Source organism: Vibrio sp. 1402 (assembly GCF_033340275.1).
The window spans coordinates 1-543 of sequence record NZ_JAWOWE010000608.1; the positions used below are offsets into that span (position 1 = coordinate 1).

At 48.1% G+C, this 543-nt stretch carries 1 protein-coding gene; it reads right to left on the reverse strand.

The window, feature by feature from the left end:
- On the reverse strand, positions 1 to 404 hold a 404-nt coding region (locus tag R7044_RS27510; RefSeq protein ID WP_225456265.1), incomplete at its 3' end, for a glutamine amidotransferase-related protein.
- Positions 405 to 543: the final 139 nt, after the last annotated feature.

The following is a 543-nucleotide window of genomic DNA, read 5'->3' on the forward strand; positions in this document are numbered from 1 at the left end:
CCGTTTTTCACCACGAGAGAGTGGTAACGGGTTACCGTAAGTGGGTTATTTAGATTTTTAAACACACTACGCCCCGTGTGGCGGATAGGCGATGTTTTACCATGCATGACTTGTCTCGCACGCACAACTTCACCACCGAACACTTGCGCAATGGCTTGATGGCCAAGGCACACCCCTAAAATAGGAAGCTTACCGGCAAAATGCTCTATGGCTTGCAGGGAAATACCCGCTTCGTTTGGCGTACAAGGCCCAGGGGAAATCACCAAATGGGTTGGATTGAGGGCTTCGATACCTTGAATGTCGATTTCGTCATTGCGCACGACCACTATCTGAGCACCAAGCTCGCAAAAGTATTGGTAAAGGTTGTAAGTGAAAGAATCGTAGTTATCGATGATCAACAACATAGCGTGTCGGCTGCTCCAATCCGTTTTGGCAAGGCTTAAGGATCAATTGTCTGGTTTACCACAATTGAGGGCGGTATTTTGCAACACCCAATTAGAAAGGCAAGTCTTTGCGCAATAAAAAGGCCAGCATCGGCTGGCC